20 protein-coding genes and 1 tRNA gene are annotated in these 22,816 nt (G+C 62.6%); 16 read left to right on the plus strand and 5 right to left on the minus strand.

The window, feature by feature from the left end:
• Positions 1–462 precede the first annotated feature (462 nt).
• The 13 genes from VQ071_RS25505 to VQ071_RS25560 all read left to right on the plus strand — a co-directional run bounded on the left by VQ071_RS25505 (position 463) and on the right by VQ071_RS25560 (position 13,698).
• Positions 463–810: a hypothetical protein gene (locus VQ071_RS25505; RefSeq protein WP_340517143.1), complete on the plus strand. Its 348-nt coding sequence runs from the start codon at positions 463–465 to the stop codon at positions 808–810.
• 11 nt (positions 811–821) lie between these two features.
• Entirely contained in the window at positions 822–1,004 is a 183-nt protein-coding gene (locus tag VQ071_RS25510; RefSeq protein WP_340517289.1) for a hypothetical protein, read from the plus strand.
• Between the two features lie 27 nt (positions 1,005–1,031).
• A complete protein-coding gene (locus VQ071_RS25515; protein ID WP_340517145.1) occupies positions 1,032–1,187 on the plus strand; it encodes a small acid-soluble spore protein P in 156 nt (51 codons plus the stop codon).
• A 242-nt stretch (positions 1,188–1,429) separates the two neighbouring features.
• Positions 1,430–2,368, plus strand: a complete 939-nt coding sequence (locus VQ071_RS25520) for a YitT family protein (protein ID WP_340517147.1) — start codon at positions 1,430–1,432, stop codon at positions 2,366–2,368.
• Positions 2,369–2,504: 136 nt separating this feature from the next.
• Positions 2,505–3,581, plus strand: a complete 1,077-nt coding sequence (locus VQ071_RS25525; protein ID WP_340517149.1) for a hypothetical protein — start codon at positions 2,505–2,507, stop codon at positions 3,579–3,581.
• 207 nt (positions 3,582–3,788) lie between these two features.
• Entirely contained in the window at positions 3,789–4,214 is a 426-nt protein-coding gene (locus tag VQ071_RS25530; protein WP_340517151.1) for a hypothetical protein, read from the plus strand.
• Positions 4,215–4,443: 229 nt separating this feature from the next.
• Positions 4,444–4,521, plus strand: a complete 78-nt coding sequence (kdpF, locus tag VQ071_RS29360; RefSeq protein ID WP_445293339.1) for a K(+)-transporting ATPase subunit F — start codon at positions 4,444–4,446, stop codon at positions 4,519–4,521.
• A 45-nt stretch (positions 4,522–4,566) separates the two neighbouring features.
• Positions 4,567–6,240, plus strand: coding sequence for a potassium-transporting ATPase subunit KdpA (gene kdpA / locus VQ071_RS25535; RefSeq protein WP_340517283.1), 1,674 nt, complete (start codon positions 4,567–4,569; stop codon positions 6,238–6,240).
• Positions 6,241–6,288: 48 nt separating this feature from the next.
• The gene (kdpB, locus tag VQ071_RS25540; RefSeq protein WP_340517153.1) at positions 6,289–8,331 is read left to right on the plus strand and encodes a potassium-transporting ATPase subunit KdpB; all 2,043 of its coding nucleotides are present in this window, start codon (positions 6,289–6,291) and stop codon (positions 8,329–8,331) included.
• A gap of 31 nt (positions 8,332–8,362) precedes the next feature.
• Positions 8,363–8,938: a potassium-transporting ATPase subunit KdpC gene (kdpC, locus tag VQ071_RS25545; RefSeq protein ID WP_340517155.1), complete on the plus strand. Its 576-nt coding sequence runs from the start codon at positions 8,363–8,365 to the stop codon at positions 8,936–8,938.
• Between the two features lie 62 nt (positions 8,939–9,000).
• Complete coding sequence (locus VQ071_RS25550; RefSeq protein ID WP_340517157.1) at positions 9,001–11,328, plus strand: universal stress protein; 2,328 nt, start codon at positions 9,001–9,003, stop codon at positions 11,326–11,328.
• An 8-nt stretch (positions 11,329–11,336) separates the two neighbouring features.
• Complete coding sequence (locus VQ071_RS25555) at positions 11,337–13,007, plus strand: ATP-binding protein (RefSeq protein ID WP_340517159.1); 1,671 nt, start codon at positions 11,337–11,339, stop codon at positions 13,005–13,007.
• A complete protein-coding gene (locus tag VQ071_RS25560) occupies positions 12,997–13,698 on the plus strand; it encodes a response regulator (RefSeq protein ID WP_340517160.1) in 702 nt (233 codons plus the stop codon). The genes VQ071_RS25555 and VQ071_RS25560 overlap by 11 nt, the downstream gene beginning before the upstream one ends.
• Positions 13,699–13,864: 166 nt before the next feature.
• Here VQ071_RS25560 and VQ071_RS25565 read toward each other — a convergent pair.
• Positions 13,865–13,941: transfer RNA gene (locus tag VQ071_RS25565), tRNA-Pro, on the minus strand.
• Between the two features lie 153 nt (positions 13,942–14,094).
• Here VQ071_RS25565 and VQ071_RS25570 point away from each other — a divergent pair.
• Together VQ071_RS25570 and VQ071_RS25575 are read left to right on the plus strand one after the other, a co-directional pair.
• The gene (locus VQ071_RS25570) at positions 14,095–14,493 is read left to right on the plus strand and encodes a GntR family transcriptional regulator (RefSeq protein WP_340517162.1); all 399 of its coding nucleotides are present in this window, start codon (positions 14,095–14,097) and stop codon (positions 14,491–14,493) included.
• On the plus strand, positions 14,490–15,602 hold the full coding sequence (locus VQ071_RS25575; protein ID WP_340517164.1) for a DUF1648 domain-containing protein: 1,113 nt from the start codon (positions 14,490–14,492) through the stop codon (positions 15,600–15,602). The genes VQ071_RS25570 and VQ071_RS25575 overlap by 4 nt, the downstream gene beginning before the upstream one ends.
• Before the next feature lie 42 nt (positions 15,603–15,644).
• Here VQ071_RS25575 and VQ071_RS25580 read toward each other — a convergent pair whose 3' ends face one another.
• The 4 genes from VQ071_RS25580 to VQ071_RS25595 form a co-directional block, all read right to left on the minus strand.
• On the minus strand, positions 15,645–16,484 hold the full coding sequence (locus VQ071_RS25580; RefSeq protein ID WP_340517166.1) for a L,D-transpeptidase family protein: 840 nt from the start codon (positions 16,482–16,484) through the stop codon (positions 15,645–15,647).
• Between the two features lie 675 nt (positions 16,485–17,159).
• On the minus strand, positions 17,160–17,888 hold the full coding sequence (locus tag VQ071_RS25585; RefSeq protein WP_340517168.1) for a cupin domain-containing protein: 729 nt from the start codon (positions 17,886–17,888) through the stop codon (positions 17,160–17,162).
• 138 nt (positions 17,889–18,026) lie between these two features.
• Positions 18,027–18,851, minus strand: a complete 825-nt coding sequence (locus tag VQ071_RS25590) for an inositol monophosphatase family protein (RefSeq protein WP_340517170.1) — start codon at positions 18,849–18,851, stop codon at positions 18,027–18,029.
• A gap of 228 nt (positions 18,852–19,079) precedes the next feature.
• Positions 19,080–19,763: a hypothetical protein gene (locus VQ071_RS25595; protein ID WP_340517171.1), complete on the minus strand. Its 684-nt coding sequence runs from the start codon at positions 19,761–19,763 to the stop codon at positions 19,080–19,082.
• A gap of 261 nt (positions 19,764–20,024) precedes the next feature.
• Between VQ071_RS25595 and VQ071_RS25600 the strand changes: the two genes are divergently transcribed.
• Complete coding sequence (locus tag VQ071_RS25600; RefSeq protein WP_340517173.1) at positions 20,025–22,697, plus strand: NPCBM/NEW2 domain-containing protein; 2,673 nt, start codon at positions 20,025–20,027, stop codon at positions 22,695–22,697.
• Positions 22,698–22,816: the final 119 nt, after the last annotated feature.

Genomic DNA, 22,816 nt, shown 5'->3' on the forward strand with positions numbered 1-22,816 from the left:
CATGTAAGGTGCGAGCTTTATCTCGGCTATTAATCAATAACGATGAAGCCGTTTCGCGGATGTTGCGAGCCGATGACGGTGAGCGGGCCGAAGACAAGAGTTTACCCTACGTCATCCGTAACTGCGTGGCATTGCATGATTTACGCTTGACCGAGTGTACCGCGCAAAAGTGCATGATGGACACCGATGCATGGACTAAATGCCGCTGATGAGGCGCTCAAACCTGCATATTTGCGAGGTAGCAGCTCGCAGTCCTTCCAAACGCGGCGCTATCCTGCACTTTTGCAGGATTGTCTTCATTCGTTACTCTTCTCTGGATCGTCACCGATAAAAACGTATGGCTATCGTTCGGAGAACGAAGGAGCCGTTTTACTTATAACGAATAACGCTGCGTCACCCACGCTACAGCGTATGAAGAGCGCCGTCCCGGGCCACTCTAACGGGGCGGAGGTGCATTCAATCATGGCGACCGAAGATAAATTGACGATTCCACAATCCGAGCTTGTGCAAAGGTGGCAGAGCGAGCTGCAGCAGCATCTGCACGGCGGCGATCAAGCCGAGGTACGCGCGGACGAAGCGAATCCTGCGGGACTGCTCGTTCAGATTCGCAGCGCCGGGAGGCAGGATCTTGAGTTCGACTTCAGCGTTCGCTACGTGGACAGCCGGGAGATCGAGATCGGTCTCGCCGATGTCGAGCGCGACGGCCATGCCGTCGACGAGCGCAGCGACGTGCTGCAGGAGCTCATCGTGGACTATCGCAGACATCTGCACGAATGCGCGCAGACGCTGCAGCCATACACGCATGTCTAGGGGTGAACGAAGTGGCCAATGACAACGGAATGGCGGATAAAAACCTGAGCAATGTGGCGGAGGATCTCGCGGAGCAAAAGGTAAACGCGCATCACGCCCAGCAGCTCAATCAGCAGCACAACGACCGGCGGCACCAGGACGAGCTGAACCATGACCAGCCGATGAACGACAAGACGCTGAAGCATCACGACTAACGATTAACGAGCGGAGGGACACAGCAGATGAGCAAACCGAAGTCGCAGCCGGTGCCCGAGGCGAACCCTCAGGAGGAGCGCGAAGAACGCAGCCCGGGCCGTCACGGCGGCCAAGAGCCGCTGTCGGGCTCCAAAAAGGTCAAAAACCGCAATCATGTCAGCCACAATAATCCGCAGGGCTAACGGACCCTTGTCGCGGCCGAGCGAGGGTGCGAATGCGAAGATTCGCACCCTATGCGCGGCCGTAAGGGCTACTCCTGCGAACATTAAGCGATTTAAGACGCCATTGTGCGGCCCGAATCGCTTATTTGCGTCTAAATCGGCCAAATTTGCTGAAAAACACCCGAATTTTTATTACTGTGGCTTTTCTCCGCATACTTTATACTGTTATAATAAATATAGAAATTGCCTATCAGGAGGTGCTTATGGCCAGCTCGAAGAAATTCAAGTCCCAGTCTCCCGACTCCCAAGCCCAAGCGGCAGCCCGTGCATCCGTCAAAAAAGCACAACATACGGGTCTGCCGTTCCTTGAGATTGCCAAGCGTGTCATCGCCATTGTCATCGGTGCTGTACTCGTCGGCGCCGCGCTTGAGGTATTCCTCGTTCCGAATTCCATTATTGACGGCGGCATCACCGGTATCTCCATTATGGTCGCCTACCTTACGCATGCGCCTCTCGGTATTTTCCTGTTCCTGTTCAACCTGCCGTTCCTCATTATCGGCTACAAGCAGATCGGCAAGACCTTCGCGCTGTCCACTCTGCTCGGCGTCGTCACACTGGCGGTCACGACACAGGCGCTCCACCATGTTGAACCCTTCACGGACCAGACGCTCCTGGCCGCCATTTTCGGAGGCATCTTCCTCGGCGTCGGCGTCGGCATCGTCATTCGCTTCGGCGGCACGACCGACGGCACGGAGATCGTCGCCATTCTGCTCAGCAAGCGCAGTCCCTTTTCCGTCGGCCAGATGGTCATGTTCCTCAACGTATTCATCCTCGGCAGCGCAGGTCTCGTATTCGGATGGGACAATGCCATGTTCTCTCTGATCGCCTATTACATAGCGTTCAAGGTCATCGACCTGACGATCGAGGGCTTCGACGAATCGAAGTCGGTCTGGATCATCAGCGACAACTACCGCAACATCGGCGATGCTATCGTCAGCCGGCTCGGACGCGGCGTCACCTATCTGAACGGTGAAGGCGGGTACTCCGGCAACGCCAAGCAGGTCATCTTCTGCGTCATCACGCGTCTGGAGGAGGCCAAGCTGAAGTCGATCGTCAACGAGCTGGACCCTGTCGCCTTCCTCGCGGTCGGCAATATTCACGACGTCAAGGGCGGACGGTTCCGCAAAAAAGACATCCACTGAAGCAATTGCGTGCTGCAAGCCACTTTTAATCGAGTCTTTAGTCTAAAAAGCTTCCATCTTGGTCCGCAATCGACTAAAATGGAGGCTGCTTCTATTTATAGAGGACGGCATCCAGAATTTGAAAGGGGCTTAAATCGTGTTGAAACAAAAAAGCGTATGGGCGATGCTCGCGACGCTGTTGGTCATGATCCTGCTGGCAGGCTGCTCCAGCTCCAAGTCGCCCGAAGAGACGCTTCAGGACGCATTGAAAAAATCATCCCAAATGACTTCGTACAGTATGAAGGGAAGCCTGCAGCTCTCCGATCTGAAGCTGCCGGCATCCGCTGCGGATGGCGATAATACGAGCATGGTGAGCAGCATGCTGAGCACCGCCGAGATCTCATGGACGGGCGGCTACCGCAAGGACCCGATGCTCGCCGAGGTGAACCTGCAGATCGCCACCAAGGGCGACCTGGCGATGACGATCACGGTCCCGATCATCATGAACGACCAGAAGCTGTGGGTCAAAGTGCCGAATATCCCGATGCTGGGCCTGCCGGCGGAGATCGTCGGCAAATATATCGAAGTCGATCTGAAAAAGCTGGCCGAGCAGCAGGGCGAGCAGATGCCGAAGCTTGACATCGGCACGACGCAGAAGCTCGTGAACGATGTGTCTGCCATCGTATTCAAGCATATCGACGAAGACACCTATCTGAAGGACGTCTCCGCGAAGGATGCGGGCATCGCGTCGGATGGGGTCCAAAAGGTCGTGCAGACGCATGTGACCAAGGATCAAGTCGAGCCGCTCATCAAGACGGTCGTGAACGATATCGCGCCCGAGGTCATCGACCTGTTGTCCAAGAATGAAGAGTACCGCAAGCTGCTGAAGATCGAGCAATCCGATCTGGACCAAGCAAAGAAAAATCTCTCCGAGTCCAAGGACGGCGAGATCTCGAAAAATCTCGAGGAATTCAAGAAAGGCGTGCAGACGCTGGACATTCTCTCGAACATCGGCATCGACGGCAAGGGCTATGTGAGCTATTCGGATGCCAAGATCACGTTCGCGGGCCAGGACGCGGGCCAATCCGCCAGCGGCAGCGTCAAGGTCGTACAGGAGCTGACGGATATCAACGGCGACGTGAAGCTGTCGGGCGAGCCGAAGGCCGAGGAAGTGCTGACCGAAGATCAGCTGAACCAGCTGGGTCTCCCGGGGCTTAGCGGCAACAGCATGTAATGTAAATGCAGCGCTGAACGGCTGCAATCACAAAAAGACGGCCCGCGGGCCGTCCCGGACTGCCGAGATTGTCTCGGCAGTCTTTTTTTGCGCCTTTTTTAGCTGTATGCCGCGAGTTTTCACCCTGCATTTACACCGATCCGTACTAGAATGCTCTCTATCGGCGTGCCGATTCGAGGCGCCTTGACCCCGAGGAGGAGAGCAAGCATGATTCAAACGCAGACGGAGGATATCATTCTGGTTGCGGCCCCGACGCCGTGCGGAGAGCGGTTCATCCAAGCGCTGCAGGCGCGGAAAATCCCTTATGCGGCGCTGGTGAGCGACGAGCGGCAGGCGGCGGCGATGGAGCGGCTCGGCGTGGAGCGCCTTATGTGGCTGCACGAAGAGGAGGAACGGACGGCGATACCGGATTTTCCGATCGGCGACGTCTATATTTTCGAGCGCAGCCTGCCGCAGTGCTGCCGGTACGTGCAGGCGTGCAGAGCCTGGACCGCGGGCCGGTTGTTCGTCATCTCGCACCGCTGCAACCCGAGGATGATCTACAGGGGGCTCGGCGCCGACCGGATCGTGCTGACGAACGGGGATGACGTATCTTTTCTCATTCGGATTCCTGATTCGCGCACGACGCGCTAGCCCAAGGCCTAAGACTGCGATTTTTACACTTTTTTTATGCCGGGCCTTCCGATCTTTACCCTGCTTTGATGCGATCCCGTTGTACACTTCATTGCAGCGGGCCGCGGGCCTTGCCGAGGGAGGAATCGATTTGTTCGGAGATATCGGGATGGTGCTGCTGATGACGTTGATGTTCTGCCTGTTCTGGGGATTTCTGAAGTTTTGCGAGAAAGGGTAAGGAGGCGTCCGCATGGCGGTCCTGGGAATCATCGCATTTATCCTCATGCTGTATCTCGTCTATGTACTGATCAGGCCCGAGAAATTCTAGCGCGGCGGCTGCCGCGAATCGATAGGGGGAATCGTCGTTATGGCCATGGGGGTCCTGCAGATCGCGGTCACGCTGCTGCTCGTCATGCTTCTCGTGAAGCCGATGGGCAGCTATATGGTAAAAGTATTCGATTATGCGCCGACGCGGCTCGACCGGCTATTCGGGGGCTTCGAGCGCTGCGTCTACCGGCTCGCCGGGACGGACGAAAAAGCGAAGATGGGCTGGAAGCAGTACGCGGGCGCGATGCTGCTGACGAACTTCGTCATGCTGATCCTGATGTATGTCGTCTTGCGGCTCCAGCACGCGCTCCCGCTGAACCCCGACGGCATCGGGAACATGCCTGCGGCACAGGCGTTCAACACCGCCGCATCGTTCATCACCAATACGAACTGGCAATCGTACAGCGGGGAGAACGGACTCTCGTACTTATCCCAAATGCTCGCGGTCACCTTTCCGATGTTCACGTCGGCCGCGACCGGCTTCGCCGTCGCCATCGCGTTTATCCGCGGCTTGGCCGGCGGCTCGGACAGCCTGGGCAACTTCTACGTGGACCTGGTCCGCTCGGTCACGCGCATCTTCCTGCCGCTGGCCTTGCTCGTCGCGCTGATCCTCGTCGGCCAGGGCGTGCCGCAGACGCTCGCCGCGGCTGCGCATGCGACGACGCTGGAGGGTGCGCAGCAGACGATCGCGCGGGGCCTGGTCGCTTCGCTCGAGTCAATCAAGCACCTGGGAACCAACGGCGGCGGCTGGATGGGCGTCAACGCTGCGCACCCGTTCGAGAATCCGACGCCGCTCTCGAACGTGATCCACATTCTCTGCATGATGCTGCTCCCGACCTCCCTCGTCTATGCCTTCGGCCTGATGATCAAGAACAAGCGGCAGGGCTGGGCCATATTCGCCGCCATGGGCGTCATCTTCCTCGCGATGCTGACGACCGTATTCATCTCGGAATATAGAGGCGTACCCGCCCTGAGCGGCATGGGCATCGCCGAGAATATGGAGGGCAAGGAGGTCCGAATGGGAATCGCGCAGTCCGCGCTGTTCACGGCGGTGACGACGGCGGCGACGACAGGCAGCGTCAACAACATGCACGAGTCGCTGACGCCGCTGGGCGGCATGGTGCCGCTCGCCGAGATGATGCTGAACAACGTGTTCGGCGGCAAAGGGGTCGGGCTGCTGAACGGCCTGCTGTACCTCATTCTCGCCATCTTCATCTGCGGTCTCATGGTCGGCAGAACGCCGGAGTTTCTCGGCAAAAAAATCGAGGGCCGCGAGATCAAGCTGGCTTCGATCGCGCTGCTCATCCACCCGTTCATCATCCTGGCGCCGACGGCTCTCGCGCTCGCGACGCCAAGCGCCGTCTCCTCGATCTCCAATCCGGGCATGCACGGACTGACCGAGGTGCTGTACGCCTTCACGTCCGGCGCCGCGAACAACGGCTCCGCGTTCGCAGGGCTGAACGCCAATACGGACTTCTATAATATCGGCATCGGCGTCGTCATGCTGCTGGGACGTTATATCTCGATCATCGCGCTGCTGGCGGTCGCGGGTTCGCTCGCGGTCAAGCGCCGCACGCCGGCTGCCTCGGGCACGCTTCGCACCGATACGCCGCTGTTCGCGGGCATTCTCGTCGCGGTCATACTCGCGATCGGCGCGCTGACGTTTTTCCCCGCAGTCGCGCTGGGACCGATCGCCGAGCACTTGGCGATGCCCAAGTGAGCGGCCATGCCGCTTGTCGTTTAACCGAGCATTGAAGGAGGGTCTGTCATGAGCGCAGAACGCAAGCACACGCTGAATAAACATATCGTGGCCGACGCGCTGTCGGGCGCCATACGCAAATTAAATCCCGTCGCCATGATTCGCAATCCCGTCATGTTCGTCGTGGAGATCGGCACGGTCGTGACGCTGCTGCTCGCGATCGAGCCCGACTTGTTCGGCTCGTCGGGCACGGGCAGAGGCTACAACTTCGCCGTGTTCGCCATCCTGCTGTTCACCCTGCTGTTCGCCAACTTCGCGGAGGCGCTGGCCGAAGGGCGGGGCAGGGCACAGGCCGCGACGCTCCGCCAGACCAAGTCGGAGACGAAGGCGCGCAGGCGGGAGTCGGACGGTGCTTACCGCGAAGTGTCCTCCGTCGACCTGCGCAAAGGGGATATCGTGCGCATCGAAGCCGGAGATATCATCCCGACGGACGGCGAGATTATCGAGGGTCTCGCCTCCATTGACGAGTCCGCGATCACCGGGGAATCGGCGCCCGTCATCAAGGAGGCGGGCGGCGACTTCTCCTCGGTCACCGGGGGCACGCGCGTCGCCTCCGACTGGATCGTCGTCCGGGTGACGACCGATCCGGGCGAGTCGTTCCTCGACCGGATGATCTCGCTCGTCGAGGGGGCCAGACGGCAGAAGACGCCCAATGAGATCGCGCTGACGACGCTGCTAGCCGTGCTGACACTTATCTTCCTCGTGGTCGTCGTGACGATGGTGCCGATGGCGGATTATCTGGGCATCCGGCTGGACGTCTCAACGCTGATCGCCCTGCTCGTCTGCCTGATCCCGACGACGATCGGGGGGCTGTTGTCCGCGATCGGCATCGCAGGCATGGACCGGGTGACGCAGTTCAACGTGCTGGCCATGTCGGGCAAGGCCGTCGAGGCTGCGGGCGACATCGACACGCTGATTCTCGACAAGACAGGCACGATCACATACGGCAATCGGATGGCCGCCGAGTTCATACCGGTGCGCGGCGTCGCGATAGATGACCTGGTGACGACTTCACTGCAGGCGTCGGTGTTCGACGAGACCCCGGAGGGACGCTCGATCGTCCAGCTGGCCGGACAGTCGGGCGTGTCATGGGCGCCTGGCGGAGGTCAGGCCGGAGAGCCGGTCTTATTCACGGCGGAGACGCGGATGTCGGGGCTCGACATGACCGGCGGCACCGAGATCCGCAAGGGCGCGGTCGATGCCGTCAGGCGTTATGCGATCGACAGAGGCGGATTCGTGCCTGACGATCTGGAGGAGGTCGCGGCCCGCATCGCCAAGGCGGGCGGGACGCCGCTGGCTGTCGCGCGGGACGGGCGGATCCTCGGTGTCGTCTATCTCAAGGACACGGTGAAGCCGGGGCTCAAGGAGCGGTTCGCGGAGCTGCGCGGCATGGGCATCAAGACGATCATGTGCACGGGCGACAATCCGCTCACGGCGGCGACGATCGCGCTCGAGGCGGGCGTGGACGACTTCATCGCCGAAGCGAAGCCGGAGGACAAGATCGCGGCCATCCGCAGGGAGCAGCAGGCGGGCAAGCTCGTCGCCATGACCGGCGACGGCACCAACGACGCGCCGGCGCTCGCCCAGGCCGACGTCGGCCTGGCGATGAATTCGGGCACGATGGCGGCCAAGGAAGCGGCCAATATGGTCGATCTGGACTCGGACCCGACCAAGCTGCTGTCCGTCGTTGCGATCGGCAAGCAGCTGCTCATGACGCGCGGCGCGCTGACGACCTTTTCCATCTCCAACGATGTCGCCAAGTACTTCGCCATCATCCCGGCCATGTTCATCCTGGCGCTGCCGCAGTTGAAGACGCTGAACATCATGGACCTCTATTCGCCGGAGTCGGCCATTCTGTCGGCGCTGATCTTCAACGCCGTCATCATCCCGCTCCTGATCCCGATCGCCATGAAGGGCGTCAAGTACCGCACGGGGACCGCCGACCGGCTGCTCGCCCGCAACGCGCTCGTATACGGACTCGGGGGGATCGTCGTCCCCTTCGCAGGCATCAAGCTGATCGATATGCTCCTGCACGGTTTGCAGCTCGTGTAGCATGCTCACAATAGAAGAGGAGATGTACGATATGAAAAACGCAGCGGTCGCGATCCGAATATCCGCGGTGCTGATGGCGCTGTGCGGTCTGATCTATCCGCTGGCGGCGACGGGACTGGCGCAGCTGCTGGCGCCCGGGCAGGCGGCGGGCAGTCTGATCCGGTCGGAGGACGGCCAGGTCGTCGGCTCCGCGCTGCTGGCGCAGGCCGTCGAGTCGCCCGGACGTTTCCACCCGCGGGAGTCCGCGGCGAAGTACGACCCGACCGCCTCGGTCGGGTCCAACCGGGCAGTCGCCTCGCAGGCGTACGCCGAAGAGATCGCCGCCAAGGTCCAGGCGCTGCGCGCCGGCAATCCGGGACTGAGGGACATCCCGGCCGACCTGGTCACCGGTTCGGGCTCGGGACTCGATCCGGATCTGAGCCCGGCGGCGGCCAAGGCGCAGATTCCCGGCATCAGCCGGGAGACGGGAATACCCGAGGCGCAGCTCGCGCAGCTCGTGGACGCGCAGACGAAGGGGAGGCAGCTGGGCCTGTTCGGGGAACCGCGGGTCAATGTGACGGCACTGAACATGGCGCTGGCGCAGTTGGCGCCGGGAGGAGAGCAGTAGGCGATGCCTGTCCGATTGACGGTTCGCCCAATTGACGATTTCCCTCATCGGAGGTGGCTGACATGGACGGCTTCGTTCGCAAGACGCCCGAGGAGCTCCTGTCCTCGATCGCCAGGCTGCAGCGGGGCAAGCTGAAGGTGTACGTCGGTCCGGTAAGCGGCTCCGGCAAAACCTATCACATGCTCCGCGAGGGCCGGCAGCTGAAGCGGGACGGCGTCGACGTCGTGATCTGCGCGGTGTCCACGCTCCGGCGTCCGGAGACGGTAGAGCAGCTGGGCGATCTGGAGCGGGTGCCCAGCATTCACTGGTTCAAGGACGGCGAGGAGAAGAAGGACCTGAATATGGCCGCCATCCTGGCACGCAACCCCGAAGTCGTGCTCGTGGACGGACTGGCGCACCGCAATCGGCCTGGGGCCGAACATCCGACGCGCCTCGCGGACATCAAGCAGCTGCTCGCCAGCGAGATCAGCGTCATCGCGACCGTCAACGTCTATGAGCTCGAGGGCTACACCGAGACCGCGCGGCGCCTGACGGGCATCGAAGCGGAGGAGACGCTGCCCGCCCATACGCTGGAGCTGGCCGACGAGGTGAAGCTCATCGATGTGACGCCGGAGACGGTGCTGAGCCGCTTGGCCGACGGGCATCTGGGAGACCGGACGCCCGTGCCGATGCGCGATCACGGCAATCTCGGCGTGCTCCGCGAGCTGGCGCTGCGCATGATGGCCGAGGAGGTCAGCGCCTCGCTCGCCGCCCACCGCGAGGCTCAGGGCCTGATCGGCCCGTCCGGGACGGCGGAGCGTATCCTCGTGTGCGTCCAGTATCACTGGAACGGCTCGATCTATATGCGGCGCGGCCAACAGATTGCCAAGCGCCTGAGCGGCGAGCTGTCGATCGTTTCCTTTCGGATCGGCCGGCGCCGGCTCTCCGCGGAGGCAGCAGCCTTCCGCGCAAATATGCACAAGCTCGCCCGCAAGATGGGCTGCGAGCTGACGGAGCTGCGCATCCCGGGCCGGCGGCTGCTGGCGCGCAATCTCGCGGCGCATGCGATCCGGCTCGGCGCGACGCGCATCGTCATGGGGCATACGCGGCGGACGGCGCTGCAGGACCGCCTCCAGGGTTCGATCGTGAACACGCTGCTGCGGATCGCACGCAACCTGGACCTGTATCTGGTCGCGGACACCGCCCGGACGCAGGGCGGGCGCATCCTGCCCGCCGGCATCGGCCGCGCTGGCGGCGAGCAGCCCCGGCGCTTCCGCAGGCTGAGCGAGCGCGAGGTCGCCGAGGAGATCGGCCGCATGAAGCGCGGCCGGCTGAAGGTGTATATCGGCGCCGCGCCGGGCGTCGGCAAGACGTATACGATGCTGAGGGAGGGCAACGACCTGCTGAAAAAAGGCATCGACGTAAGGATCGGACTGCTGGAGACGCACGGACGCCGGGAGACGCTGGAGCAGATCGGGAAGCTGCCCGAGATTCCCCGCCGCAGCGTGGCTTATCAGGGCAAGCGGCTGGAGGAGATGGACGTCGAAGCGATCCTCGCGCAGCATCCGGAGGTGGTGCTCGTCGACGAACTCGCGCATACGAACGTTCCTGGCAGCCGGCGCAAAAAACGGTACGAGGACGTCCGCGATCTGCTGGAAGCGGGCATCTCCGTCATCACGACCGTGAACGTTCAGCATATGGAGAGCCTGAACGACGCCGTGTCGCAGATTGCGGGCATCCGTGTCAGAGAGACGGTACCGGACGGCATGCTTCGCACGGCCGACGAGGTGCAGCTCATCGACGTCGCGCCAGCGGCACTGCGTCAGCGGCTGCGGGAGGGCAAGGTGTATGCGCTGGACAAGGTGGACCAGGCGCTGGACCGATTTTTCCGAACCGGCAATCTGATCGCCCTGCGGGAGCTGGCCCTGCGCGAGCTGGCCGACGACGTCGACGAGCGGCTCGAATCGCTCGAGCGTCACCCGTCTCTGCGTGGACCGTGGAGACGCCGGGAAGTCGTCTTCGTCTGCGTGGACGATACGCCCCGCGCCGAGCGGCTGATCCGGCGGGGATTCCGCACCGCGTACCGCCTGAAGGCGGTCTGGCACGTGAATATGGCGGTCGTCGGGACGGCGCATCCCGACACGCTCGCGAGAGCGGAGGCGCTGGAGCGGCTGACGGTGCAGCTGGGCGGCCTGTTCGCCGTCCACCAGGCGGACCACCCAAGGCAGATTCCCCGGCTGCTGGCCGATCAGGCGGAGGCTGCGGGTGCGACACAGCTGGTCGTCGGCCAATCCGCGCGCGGGCGCTGGGAGAGATGGCGCCGGGGCTCCGTCACGGAGACGCTCGTCTCGCTGTCCGGGCACCGTGACGTGCTCGTCGTTGCTGATTATGACCCGCATCCCGTTATATAATGAACGTTATGAAGAAGACATGGATACCCTATGCGTTCATCGCGCTGCAGGTGGGGCTGCTGACCCTGGTTCTGCATGCCCCGGGGCTGGGCTTGGATCTCGTCAACGTCGCGCTCATCTATTTGTTCCCGATCCTGTTCAGCGCCGTGTATTGGGGGCTCAAGCCCTCGGTATTCGCGGCGCTGCTCGGCATGCTCGCGTTCGATTTCCTGTTCGTACCGCCGTTGCTCAGCTTCACGGTGGCGGATCTGCGGTACCTGCTGTCGTTCGCCGTCTACTTGGCGGTCGCGGCGCTGACGTCGAGCCTGGCCGCGCGACTCAAGCATCAGGTGGCCGTCGCCAGGCAGAGCGAGACGCATACGGCGTCGCTCTATGCGATCAGCCGGCAGCTCACGGCCGTCGGGAGCCTGGATGAGCTGCTCGGCCGTCTGGCCGGACAGATCGCGGACCTCGTAGGCGAGCGGGTCCATATTTATATGCGGAATGAAGAGACGGAGAGCGGGTACGCCGTATTCTCATCGGACGAGGGCGGCTCTGCATTCGGTGAAGGCAGCTCGGCGCCGGGCGAATCGGAGCTGGCGATCGTGGGCTGGGTTGTCCGCTACAGCGAGCCGGCCGGCAGAGGCTCGTGCAATCTGAGCGAGCAGGCCGGCCTCTATATGCCGCTGCGGACGGGCGCGCGTACGTACGGCGCGCTCGCTGTCCATCCTGCGCGGCCCGGCGAGCGGCTGCCCGTGGAGACGGTCCGGCTGCTCGAAGCGCTGGCCGGACTCGCGGCGGGAGCGATCGAGCGGGTCAAGCTGAGCGAGGAGGCGAAGCTGGCGCAGCTGACGGCGGAGTCGGAGCGGCTGCGGACGGCGATTCTGGACTCGGTCTCCCACGAGCTGCGGACGCCGCTCGCGACGATCGTCGGCTCTGCGTCCGCACTGGCCGAGGATGACGCGATCTTCGGCCCCGAGGAACGGCGCGATCTGCTCGCGACCATCCGGGAAGGGGCGATGCGCATGAACCGGCTGGTCGCGAATCTGCTCGGCATGGTCCGGCTCGAGAGCGGCATGCTGCAGCTGCGGCGCAAGTGGTGCGACGTCGAGGACTTGATCGGCGTCGTGCTCGCGGACACGCGGGAACTCCGTGGCGACCGCCCGGTTCGCGTGGAGGTGCCGGTGGCGCCGCCGCTGCCGCTGCTCCGGGGCGACGATATCCTGCTCGGCCAGGTGCTCGGCAATCTCGTGAGCAATGCCGTCAAGTATTCGCCGGAAGGGACGGGCATCGACATCTCGGTGCGCGTGCTGCCCGCCGCGATGCGGATTGCGGTTGCGGACGAGGGGATCGGCATTCCGGCGAACGAGCGGGAGCAGGTGTTCGACAAGTTCTATCGCGGCGAATCTGCACGCGGACGGACGGGTACGGGACTGGGGCTGGCGATCTGCAAGGGCATCGTCGAAGCCCACGGCGGCAGCATCTCGGCGGAGCCGAACGGTGAGCGGGGCACGCGAATGGTCGTGACGCTGCCGCTGACGGCGCAGCCGCAGGGCACGGACGACGACGGCCGTGCGGCTGGAAGCGCCGGGCGGGAGCCGCCCGCCGAAGCGACGGAGCCGGTCGCGGCAGCAATACCGGACCGTTCGCCGGAACGGACGAACATGGCAGAAGAAAGCAGGAAACGGCATGACGACTAACGGAAGCGGAGCGCGGATCTTGATCGTGGACGACGAGCCGGCGATACGCAAGCTATTGAAGGTGACGCTTCAGGCGCACCGATATACGATCGGAGAGGCGTCGACGGGGGCCGAAGGCGTCTATCTGGCCGCGTCGACGCATCCCGACCTGGTGCTGCTCGATCTGGGCCTCCCGGATATGTCGGGGATGGAGGTGCTGAAGCGCATTCGCGAATGGTCATCGGTACCGGTCATCGTCCTGACGTCCCGCGAGCGCGAGGAAGACAAGATCGCGGCGCTGGACGCCGGCGCCGACGACTACGTGACCAAGCCGTTCGGCATGGGCGAGCTGCTCGCACGGCTGCGGGTATCGCTCCGCCACGCGGCCAAGTCGGCGGACGAGCCGATCCTGCGGTTCGGCAGTCTCTCCATCGACATCGCGCAGCGAGTCGTGACGCTGAGCGGGCAGCAGGTCAAGCTGACGCCCAAGGAATACGACCTGCTGCGCGTCCTCGCCTCGCATGCGGGCAAGGTGCTCACGCACCGGCAGCTGCTGCAGGAGGTCTGGGGCGCGGGGCCGTACGATGCGGACAGCCACTATCTGCGGGTGTATATCGGCCATCTGCGCAAAAAGCTGGAGGAAGATCCGACCCGCCCTTCGATGCTCGTGACGGAGCCGGGCATCGGATACCGGTTCATCGCGGCAGACTGATTATGCCCGGCGAGGTAATTAAACAAGAGGGTGCCGAGCGGGATAGCTCGGACCCTCTTGTTTTGTCATATACACGATGGCCGGCGCAGGCCGTTCGCATGCTTTTTATTTTTGGGCATAAAAAAATCTGCGGTTGGGAATCCCCGCAGCTGTTGATTGTATTGGATGGTCGAGACGACAGGATTTGAACCTGCGACCTCTTGCTCCCGAAGCAAGCGCTCTACCAAGCTGAGCCACGTCTCGAAGATGCCGAATTTAAGCGGCAAGAGAAATTATATCATAGCCCGGTCCAAATGCAAAGGAGTAATTTAGGCGCCGGAGTATCGTGATAGAGGTTGTTATTTGATTAATATCTGTTATATAATAAGTATAACAAAAGTCGGGAGTTGATGCGTAATGTGGATGGAGATCGATCTCCAGTCGGAGGTGCCCATTTACGAGCAGCTGGTCGATCAATTGATCGAGGGGATCGCCTCGGCGCAGCTGAGGCCGGGTGATCCACTGCCTTCGGTTCGCAGCCTCGCCGCCGATCTGGGCATCAACCTTCATACCGTGAATAAGGCCTATCAGATTCTCAAGCAGGACGGCTTCTTGCAGGTCCACCGCAAGCAGGGGGTGGTCGTGCAGCCGGACGGCATGCCGGGGGTGGATGCGGCGTTCCGTGCCAAGCTGGCGCGGGGGCTCAGGACGCTCGCGGCCGAGGCGGCGGTGCGCGGCATGACGGAAGCGGAGTTTGCGGAGCAGAGCGCGGCCGTCTACAGACAGCTGCTGACGAAAGGGGAAGATGCGAAATGACGACGATGCAGACGGAGTGGCTTGTAATCGGTATTATAAACATCGTGATCTCGGCATCGCTGATCGCAGCGGTGTTTCTGGCGCCGAAGTATTTGCTGTTCGGCGTGTACGTGCCACAGGCGGATTGCGATCGTCCGGAGGTCGGACGGATTCGAAGCCGGCATTACGGCGCGATAGCCGCACTATGGCTGGCGGGTATCGCTGTCGGCGCGGTCATCGGCGCTTGGGGAGGAGACGGGTTCACGGGCGGCAGCCCGGAGACGGCGCTCGGAGCGGTGCTCGTCATCCAGATCGGCGGTCTGATCCCGATCTGGCGCTCGGGGCGGAGACAGGCGCTGCGGCTCAAGCAGGACAGGAACTGGAGCGTCGAACAGCCGTCCAAGATCGTCGTGGATCTGCTCTTCCGCCAGCGCCAGCGGCTCGTCGGCAACGGCTGGTTCCTGCTCGACCTCGCGATCGTGGCGGCCTGCGCGATATCCGCCTGGCTGCATTGGGATGTCATCCCGGATCCGGTGCCGACGCACTTTGGCCTCAATGGCGAAGCGGACGCATATTCGTCCAAAGGCTTCGGCGCCGTCTTCACGCTCAATATCGTGCAGCTCGTGCTGATCGGGGTACTCCTTATGGTCAATATGACCATCCGCCAGGCGCGGCAGCAGATCAATCCGGCACGTCCGGAGGCATCCCGCGAGCAGCAGCTGCGCTTCAGGAGAGCCAATTCGATTTTTGTCCACGCGCTGTCGCTGTTCGTGGTCGTGTTCCTGGGCCTGGGTCAGTCAATCACGCTCTATGGCTGGCCGATCAAGCATCTCAACGTGGGGTATCTGAGTCTGGTCGCGCTGCCGATCGTGGCGGTGTTCGGGTTCGTCTGGTACGTGACGCGCCAAGGTCTGGACGAGTCCGCAGGCGGCTCGCGGATTCAATCGGACGAGGTGTGGCGCGGCGGCGGGTTGTTCTACTACAACAAGGCCGATCCGGCGCTTATGGTGGAGAAAAGATACGGCGTCGGCTGGACGATCAACTTCGCCCACCCGCTCGGCATCGCTATCTTGGCGGGGATACTCATCGTGCCGGTAGCGATTATTCTCATCCTGAGCTTCCTGACCTGAGCAACGAGGCCGGCGGTCGCAGCGGGCAGCCGTATGCGGCGATCAGCCCGCGACGCCGATCGCGATGGCGGGCGACCGTGCGGGATCGAGAGCCGCGAGCAGCTTGAGCAGATTCGGCTCCGACATCGCGATGCAGCCGGCCGTCGGCTTGTCCGGGCCGCGCCACAGATGCAGGAAGATCGCGCTTCCCTTGCCGGAGACGACCGGTTCGTCATTGTAGCGGACGACGATCGCATATTTGTAGAGCGGCTGGTAGAGGCGCTCGTAGGACCGCCATCGCCGATCGGGATCGCCCGCGTAGGTCACGCGCCGGTTGTAGTCGTCCGACGCCGGATCGTCGATCCAGTAATCCTGCTTCGTCGTCCGCGCGTAGGCGAGCTTCAGCCCGGCCGGCTCGCCCGCCGTACCGAAGGCGCCGCCCAGCGGGTACACTCCCGACGGCGTGCGGCCGTCGCCTTCCCTGGTCTTGCCGATGCCGTTCTTGCCGAGCGTCACGGGAATGCCGGACAGGACGGCGGCCCAGGAGCCGTCCGTCCTTTTCTCGCGCAGCGACAGCAGCCCCGTCTGCGCACGCTCGGACTTCGTCTCCACGACAACGACCTGCTCGGCGCCGAGCAGGTCCGCTTTGTATGGCCAGGAAATGTTGAACGTCGGGGCGGCGAAGACGCGGGAAGACGAGGCGGGCGGGAACGTGCCGAACAGGCCGAGCACTAAAGCCAACCCGAGCGAACCGAGCAAGGTGAAGCGCAGGGCACGCCGCGCGCCGCTCTGCACCGTCCGCGTGCCGCCTTCCGCCATCCTCCGCGTGTCACCCTGCGCCATCTGCGTCCCGCGCCGCTCCACTTTTCCGACGTTCCCGAACCGGTGCCGATGTCCGCTCATGTGAACGCGCCTCCCCGATTTTTCTAATTATCATACCTCCCGGGGGCGCGCTTGAATCGGCCGCCGCCAGTTGTTCAGCTACTTTTTGTATACACTGTGCTGTCTCAATATTGCTGAAGGTAGATAGAGTGTGCTGGCACGGGGCTTGGCGAAGTGCAGTCAATGGAAAGCACATGGCGGGGAGAGGGTGCGGAGTCCGGCGGGGCAGGTCTATGCCGCCGCCGAATGGCGAGAGCCAGCCTGCCGGGCAGCTGCCCGCAGACTGGCTCTCGTGCTGGCACTAACGCCCCCAGAGGGGGCTAGAGCAATGTTGTCAGGTTAACTGCAAATATACAGTTAATCTCCGTGGTGGCGGCATTTATCGGAGCGATAGCTGCGAATATACAGTTAATCTCGCGAAAATCGACCGTCCTCCGGCTCAGACTCGAAAATAACTGTATAAATGCAGTTATCGCCGCCAGATGTCCTGGCGCAGGAGAAAATAACTGCGGTTTGGCAGTTATCTCCCCTTTCAAGGCTTTGTTGCACGAACGGTTTGGGGAAGAACTTCAACGTAGCCGCATCCCTGTCGTCCAGGATCGCTCGTTCAAACGCAACAAACAGACCAAGCACAATACATTCATGAAGACCACGCGCCGGGGAGCGGCAGGGTTCTTAACCTGACAACATGGGGGGCTAGAGCCGGGGGGCGTAGCCGCCGGGCGCCGCTCCCGGGTATGCGCCCGGATACGTCCCCGGGCCGACGGCGCCCGGTCCCGCGGCGCTCTGGGGCCCGGCGTAGCCGGCGTACGGCGCCTGCTGCGCCGCAGCCGCAGCGCCCTGCACTGCGCCCGGAGCGGGCGAGCAGCCCGGGGGCGGGCCGAGGATGACGGGCGGCTGGATCGGCGAGATCGTCTGCGCATAAGCCGTCGGGTTCACGCAGAAGGCGCGTGCCGCGATCTCGGGCGGCAGCATCCGCAGGAAGTCGCCGCCGTACACGATGTCGGGTGTCGGGACGTCGAAGATCGTGAGCAGATGCGTCTGGTCGGTCAGCGCGACCAGCCAGTGGAACCAGCCCAGCGGGAACTCCGACACCTGCCCCGGCTTCAGCCGGTACGTCATCAGCTGCCGCGTGAACGGGTTGAAGACGGATGTCTGCAGCTCGCCGCTGATGACGAAGACAAGCTCAGTAGCGTTCGTATGCCAGTGCGGCGAGACGACGACGCCTTGACTCATATGAATGTTGAAGAAGCCCGTCCTGACGGCCGGGAACTGCTCGGCGAACAGCTGCGTGATGACGTTTTGCGCGTTTTTGGCGTATGCCACCTTCTGCGTCGAATCCGCCGACAGGTTCAGGGACGGCGATTGCAGCAGCGGCGTCTGGGGCGCCGATGTCTGCAGCACCGTAGATTGAGGCGATGTCATGAATCATTCCTCCTGCGTAGACGTGTCGTTCCGGGTCGCAGAAGTATATGATGCGGGCAGCTCACATTAGTACGACATTATGTTCTAAAAACTCGTCCGGCAACGGATAAAATTCGACCTCGTCCGATCGGGCGCGCGTCAAGCCGACGCTTCGCTCCCGCTCGGCGGCAGTCCGGCCCGGACCGTCTGCAGCAGCGCGTCCGCATCGTCCGGATGGCAGGCGATGAGATACGGCTCCGCGCGCATGCCCGTGAACGGCCGTCCCTCGAAGTCGACGACGATACCCCCGGCTTCCTTCACCATCAGGATGCCCGAGTACAGGTCGTCGCCCTCGGAATTGTACAGGACGATGCCGTCGATATCGCCCTTGGCGAGCATGCACCACTGCAGAGAGGGCGCCCACAGCCGCATCATGCGCTTGAAGCTGACGTCGAGATGATGACGCAGCCGGACGGCATGCGGATCGTTGCGGACGGCATGACCCTGTATCCAGCCGATGTTGGCCTTGGCGAGGCTGGCGGCGGGCCGTGTCCGCATCGGCAGACCGTTGCATGCGGCGCCTTCGCCGGCCGCCGAGACGAACATTCTGTCCGTCAGCGGCTCATAGATGACGCCGAGCACGGGCTCCCTCCGGTACATCAGCGTGATCGATGTCGTGAAGACGGGCAGGCCGATCGCGAAGTTGTTCGTGCCGTCGAGCGGATCGATCAGCCACAGCCAGTCGCTCTCTCCGCCGAGGTTGCCGGCCTCCTCGCTATGGATGGCATGCGATGGGAATTCAGCTTGAATGCGCGGCAGGATGATGCCCTCCGCCAGATGATCGACCTCCGTCACGACATCTCCGTAGTCGTCCTTGTCCGTCAGCTCGGCGATCTTGTCGAACCGCTCCAGCGCCGCCGCGCCGGCCTGACGAATCACCTCCTCCGCCAAGGCTCTGGCACGCTTAACCGTATCGTAGTCCATCCTGCACCTCCGAATCGTGTATGATGGAATTGTATCGCTTTGCGTACAAGTTATATACCTTTTTTATTGTATCGGCCAATCTGATCCGCAAGGGACCGATCGAGCCGTCCGGCTAGCGAACATCGCGTTATGTACGCGGAGCCGCGCGAAGCGATATGCTCCAGCTCCGGCAGCATGCGGCCCGCGATTACTTCTTCGGCATGATCTTCGTGACGCGCCTCCCCAAGACTACTGGATATTGAAGCTATCCAGGATGCTATCGAACGCCTTCATATCCGCCGCGGTATATCTGGTCTTGTCCACGAAGAAGTTGAGGGTGATGAAGTCGTCCCCGTTCCGGACGATCGCCAGCCTGCCGACGGAATCGCTCGTGCTATAGTCGTAGAACAGCGCATCGGCCCCGTCGAGCCGGGCGGCACGCGCCTTGCCCGTATTCAGATACTTGAACTGATCCTTCAGCGCCTGCTTGGCATACGTCTCCAGTGTCGTATCCTTCGAAGTCTCAAGCGCGAATTCGATCCCCATGTAGTAGTTGCTGTACACCTGCCGCGTCTCCGTGACTACGGACGGATGCCAGTTTCCGTTGATGATCACTTGATACATTTGCGGCGCGAAGCGTTGGTGGAGGTTCAGATAGCGGGGGCCGCCCATCTTGAGCGAGTTGTTTTTCTTGTCGTACTCAAAGGCGCTGTTCAGTCCGAAATAAGCCAGGAGCGACTTGGCGGGCAGGTACAGCGTGCCCTCGTAGTTCAGCGCTTTGACCGGCTCCGCCGCCTGACCGTTCAGTTCCACCTTTAACGCGGGGAAAAGATAGGCTTTAACGGTCTGGTACTGCGAGGCGGCCAAGATGCCGGCTGCGTTGCCCAGCAGAAACACACCTGCAACGATCGGAACGATAATTTTTTTCTTCATGGTCTCGCTTCCTCTCTTCGTCGAATAGGAGCATTTCAGCACATTTTACCTGTTTTATACAAATGTAAAACTAACATATCGCATATCTCTGCGCGTGGGAAAGGATCGGATTCAATGAAATCACAACAATTCCCAAAAGAAACAGTCGCCTAAGCGGGTGTTCGAACATTTTGCAGTAACGGCTCGTACGCCCTTCCCGCATGATAGAGACGACGGCTCCCTCGGAGCCGTACATATCGCGCGAAGGAGAGGAATTAAGAAATGAAGCTTCATCCTTCCACCAGCAATGCGTCAACAAAAGCGGTCAAAAGAACGGCGATCGGACTCGGCTTGTCGTTGGTACTGGCGTGGACGGCGGTCCCGCCTGCCGCGGGCGCCGCAGGTCCGGCGACATTGTCGGTCGCGGACTACGGGGCCAGCGGCGCGGATACGCTCGACGACCGTGCCGGCATTCAGGCGGCGGTCGACGCGGCTTCGGCCGGGGATACGGTGCTGATCCCGAACGGGACGTACTATCTCGGCGGCACGGTGCGGGGCAAGTCGGGCGTGACGATTCGCGGTCAGTCCCAGGGCGGGACGGTCGTGAAGTACGTGGACAGCGCGGATACTTACATGTTTTATCTGAACAACGTGACGGGCGCTTCTGTGAAAAATATGACGCTCGACGGCAATAGCAGCACGGTCGCGATGTCGGCGGCGGTGTCCGAGGGGGGCAGCGGCAACGAGCTGAGCGGACTGGTCGTCAAGGACTTCGCGGCGACCGACGGCTTCGGGCCGCACGCGCTCTATGCGGTCGGCTCGCCGAAGGTCCGCATCGCGGACAACAAAATATCGAATATCGGCACCGGCTCCATCTGGGGCGCCGCCGTACGCGCAGGCTGGGGCTCTTCGGACGCCCTCATCGAGCGGAATATCATCTCCAATACCGGCCGCGGCGGTATCTTCGTGAACGACGGCAGCCCGCGCGCGGTCGTCCGAGGCAACAAGATCACGGGATCGGGGCTCAAGGAGCACGGCCTGTCCATCGAACTGCACACGGACGTGGACAATTCGATTATCGAGGACAACCAGGTGGACTTCTGGATCAGCGCCGTCCGCTCCAGGACGATCGCTGTCCGCCGTAACATCGTGCACCCGGCCGACGGCCGCGTCGGCTCCATCGGTCTGGAGATCATGGCCGACAATGCGGTGACGACGGACAACGTGGTCGACGGCGGCCAGCAGGTCGGCATCCAGCAGTCTCCGGGTACGGGGCATCAGCTGTGGGGCTACAACGTCGTCAAAAACATGGTCATGTGGGGCATGCAGCTGCAGGGCGCGGGATCGGGCGAGACCGAGCAGTTCCAATACTTTTACCGCAACAGCTTCATCGATACGCAGCTCGGCAATCCGAAGGCCGCTTATCCCGGCTACGAGGGCAACGGCGTGCGTATTCACGGCAACGCGCAAAACCTGACGTTCGACAGCAACCTGATCGCGAATAACGGCCGCAAGGCGATCGAGATTACGGATGCGCCGGGCGTCGACCGGCTCAGCTTCACGAAGAACATCATTTACGGCAACAAGGATGTGGCGATCGATCCGTATCCGGCGGCCGCCCGGCATCTGGAGTGGGCGAGCAATGTCGTATACGGCAACAAGAGCAACGCGCAGCCGGCATCGCGCGGATTCGCCAACGCCAAGCCGGCCGCCGACTTCGACAGCCCGCTGCTGGTGCGGGTGGGCGAACCGGCGACGTTCGTCAGCAAGTCGAAGGACAACGGGGCGATCGCAACGTATTTGTGGGACTTCGGAGCGGGATTGCCGAGCGCCTCGTCCCGCCCGACCTTCGTCTACGATCAGCCCGGCGCGTACCGGGTGACGCTCGTCGTCTGGGACAACGAAGGCCGCGCCGACCTGAAGGAGCGCATCATCTTGGTCCGTCCGGGCTTGCCCGATACCAAGAAGCCGAACGTGCCCGCCAATCTGGCCGTCGCGTCCAAAACCGACGAAGCCGTCGGCCTGACGTGGAGCGCGGCTTCGGACAATGTCGGCGTCGTCGCCTACGACGTCTATCGCGACGGCACGCTGGCCGGCTCGACGGCGCCCGGCGAGCTTGCCTACACCGTGTCCGGCCTCGCGCCAGCCACGGCCTACAGCTTCACGGTCCGCGCGCGGGACGCCGCGGGCAACGTCTCCGATGCGAGCGCGCCGCTCGCCGTGACGACGGAGCTGCCGGACGCCGAAGCGCCGACGGCGCCGACCGGGCTCTCGGTGACGGCGGTCACCGGCACAAGCGCGAGCTTGTCCTGGACCGCGTCCACGGACAACAAGGCGGTCACGGGCTATGAGATTTACCGCGGCAGCGCATTAATCGGCACGACGACCGGCGCGGCAGCTACCGCGTACACCGCGGAAGGTCTCCTCCCGGGCACGTCGCAGACGTTCGCCGTCAAGGCGAAGGACGCTGCGGGCAACCGCTCTGCCGCCAGCGAACCGACCGTCGCCACGCTGACGCCGCCGGCCTCCGCGACGGTGTATCTCAGCGACTACGCCTGGGATTCCGGCACGGCGGGCTGGGGCAACATCCAGCGCGACAAGTCGTCCGACGGCAAGCCGATCACGCTGAACGACGTCGTCTACGCCAAGGGGCTCGGCACGCACGCCGCCTCCGAGATCGTATACACGCTCGGCGGCGCATACGCCCGGTTCCAGGCGGCGGTCGGCGTCGACGACGAGACCTACGGCAACGGCGACGTCAGCTTCGAGGTATGGCTGGACGGGGTGAAGGCGTTCGACAGCGGCGTCATGACGGCGACCTCCGAGACGCAGCTCATCGACCTCGATATCGCGGGTGCGAGCGAGCTGAAGCTCGTCGTCACGAACGGCATCGCAGGCGGCGACTGGGATCACGCGGATTGGGGCGACGCGCGGATCGTGTACCCGGAGGCATAGACCGGCTATTCTGGCCGCTCGGGTCCACAATCGCCTCCCCAATGCATATATAAACAACTACAGCATATCGAAAATAAACGGAGGGGCCTGCCGTCGGCGGGCTTCTCTTAGCATTTTTG

This window comes from Cohnella sp. 56 (assembly GCF_037963805.1).
Classification (GTDB): Bacteria; Bacillota; Bacilli; order Paenibacillales; family Paenibacillaceae; genus Cohnella.

What these genes read in the sequence shown, in the direction of transcription:
- VQ071_RS25505 (WP_340517143.1), top strand. Translation starts at nt 463, where the DNA reads ATGGCGACCGAAGATAAATTGACGATTCCACAATCCGAGCTTGTGCAA.
- VQ071_RS25515 (WP_340517145.1), top strand. Translation starts at nt 1,032, where the DNA reads ATGAGCAAACCGAAGTCGCAGCCGGTGCCCGAGGCGAACCCTCAGGAG.
- VQ071_RS25520 (WP_340517147.1), top strand. Translation starts at nt 1,430, where the DNA reads ATGGCCAGCTCGAAGAAATTCAAGTCCCAGTCTCCCGACTCCCAAGCC.
- VQ071_RS25530 (WP_340517151.1), top strand. Translation starts at nt 3,789, where the DNA reads ATGATTCAAACGCAGACGGAGGATATCATTCTGGTTGCGGCCCCGACG.
- kdpF (WP_445293339.1), top strand. Translation starts at nt 4,444, where the DNA reads ATGGCGGTCCTGGGAATCATCGCATTTATCCTCATGCTGTATCTCGTC.
- kdpA (WP_340517283.1), top strand. Translation starts at nt 4,567, where the DNA reads ATGGGGGTCCTGCAGATCGCGGTCACGCTGCTGCTCGTCATGCTTCTC.
- kdpB (WP_340517153.1), top strand. Translation starts at nt 6,289, where the DNA reads ATGAGCGCAGAACGCAAGCACACGCTGAATAAACATATCGTGGCCGAC.
- kdpC (WP_340517155.1), top strand. Translation starts at nt 8,363, where the DNA reads ATGAAAAACGCAGCGGTCGCGATCCGAATATCCGCGGTGCTGATGGCG.
- VQ071_RS25550 (WP_340517157.1), top strand. Translation starts at nt 9,001, where the DNA reads ATGGACGGCTTCGTTCGCAAGACGCCCGAGGAGCTCCTGTCCTCGATC.
- VQ071_RS25555 (WP_340517159.1), top strand. Translation starts at nt 11,337, where the DNA reads ATGAAGAAGACATGGATACCCTATGCGTTCATCGCGCTGCAGGTGGGG.
- VQ071_RS25560 (WP_340517160.1), top strand. Translation starts at nt 12,997, where the DNA reads ATGACGACTAACGGAAGCGGAGCGCGGATCTTGATCGTGGACGACGAG.
- VQ071_RS25570 (WP_340517162.1), top strand. Translation starts at nt 14,095, where the DNA reads ATGTGGATGGAGATCGATCTCCAGTCGGAGGTGCCCATTTACGAGCAG.
- VQ071_RS25575 (WP_340517164.1), top strand. Translation starts at nt 14,490, where the DNA reads ATGACGACGATGCAGACGGAGTGGCTTGTAATCGGTATTATAAACATC.
- VQ071_RS25580 (WP_340517166.1), bottom strand. Translation starts at nt 16,484, where the DNA reads ATGAGCGGACATCGGCACCGGTTCGGGAACGTCGGAAAAGTGGAGCGG.
- VQ071_RS25585 (WP_340517168.1), bottom strand. Translation starts at nt 17,888, where the DNA reads ATGACATCGCCTCAATCTACGGTGCTGCAGACATCGGCGCCCCAGACG.
- VQ071_RS25590 (WP_340517170.1), bottom strand. Translation starts at nt 18,851, where the DNA reads ATGGACTACGATACGGTTAAGCGTGCCAGAGCCTTGGCGGAGGAGGTG.
- VQ071_RS25595 (WP_340517171.1), bottom strand. Translation starts at nt 19,763, where the DNA reads ATGAAGAAAAAAATTATCGTTCCGATCGTTGCAGGTGTGTTTCTGCTG.
- VQ071_RS25600 (WP_340517173.1), top strand. Translation starts at nt 20,025, where the DNA reads ATGAAGCTTCATCCTTCCACCAGCAATGCGTCAACAAAAGCGGTCAAA.